1 protein-coding gene is annotated in these 1,456 nt (G+C 65.5%); it reads left to right on the forward strand.

Annotated elements, in window-relative coordinates:
* Positions 1-115: 115 nt before the first annotated feature.
* The gene (locus tag PKH97_RS13735) at positions 116-1,420 is read left to right on the forward strand and encodes an alpha-amylase family glycosyl hydrolase (protein WP_324388095.1); all 1,305 of its coding nucleotides are present in this window, start codon (positions 116-118) and stop codon (positions 1,418-1,420) included.
* The last annotated feature ends 36 nt before the right edge of the window (positions 1,421-1,456 follow it).

The raw sequence follows: 1,456 nt of genomic DNA on the forward strand, positions 1-1,456 counted from the left end.
CCGACCGGGCGTCTCTCGTGGCGCGAGACGCGCGCGACCGGGGCTCCCCACGGGGGTCCCGGAACGGCATACGGTGATAGCTGCCGTCGTCTCCAGCATCCCTGAGGATTCACCAGTGACCGATCCCTATCAGCCGGCCCCCGGCGTCGAACTCACGCACCCGGAATGGTCGCGAAGCGCCACCATCTATCAGATCAATACTCGCCAGTTCACCGCGGAAGGCACGCTCGCCGCAGCGGCGGGTGAGCTGCCACGGCTGCGCGATCTGGGCGTGACGATCGTGTGGCTGATGCCGATCAATCCGATCGGCGAGGTCAACCGCAAGGGCACCCTCGGGAGCCCGTATGCCGTTCGCGACTACCTCGCCGTCAACCCCGAACTCGGCACCCTGGAGGATCTGAAATCTTTTGTCGCCCAGGCGCATTCGCTCGGCCTGTTCGTGATTCTCGACTGGGTTGCCAACCACACGGCCTGGGACAACCATCTGGTCACCGACCACCCCGAGTGGTATGCCCGCGATTGGAAGGGGGAGTTCACGCCGACACCGTGGTGGGACTGGGACGACATCATCGACCTCGACTACGAGCGCCCCGAGGTGCGCCGGTATATGACCGAGGCGATGGCCTACTGGGTCCGAGAAGCGGACGTCGACGGTTACCGTTGTGATGTCGCGGGGATGGTGCCGACCGACTTCTGGGAGAACGTCCGTCGCGAACTCGACGCGATCAAGCCCGTCTTCATGCTCGCCGAATGGGAGGCGCGCGACCTGCACGTGCGCGCCTTCGACATGACGTATGCCTGGTCGTGGAACGACACGATGCACCACATCGCGCAGGGCAAGGCCGATGTCGAGTCGCTCTATGTCTATTACGCGTGGAACGCGAAGGCCTATCCGCGCGACATCATGCGGATGATGTTCGTCTCCAACCACGACAAGAATGCCTGGGACGGAACGGAATACGAGATGTTCGGCGACGCCGTGCAGGCGGCGATCGTGTTGTCGGTGATCGGCGAAGGAATGCCGCTGCTCTACAACGGGCAGGAGGCTGGCAACGACAAGCGCCTGGAGTTCTTCGAGAAGGATCCGATCGTCTGGCGCGAGCACCCGATGGCTGAGTTCTATCGCTCGCTGTTCGCGCTCAAGCACGCGACCTCTTGTCTGTGGAACGCCGCGTGGGGCGCCCGGATGGTCAACGTGCGCAACTCGGCGAGCAAGCAGGTGCTCAGTTTCGTCCGGGCCGACGCGGCGAGCCGGGTTTTCTGCGTGCTGAATCTCTCCCCCACCGAGCAGAAGGTGACCTTCGGCCCCGGCCCGCACCTGGGTCGGTGGCGCGAGCACTTCACCGGCGCCGCGCTGAGCGTCGGCGACGAGACCGCGCTGACCGTCGAGCCGTGGGGCTACCGCGTGTTCGTCGGCTGAGTCGCGGCGGCGACCCGGCGCTGCCTGGAGGCCGCG

It is taken from the genome of Nostocoides sp. (genome assembly GCF_035343835.1).
Taxonomy (GTDB): Bacteria; Actinomycetota; Actinomycetes; order Actinomycetales; family Dermatophilaceae; genus Nostocoides_A; species Nostocoides_A vanveenii.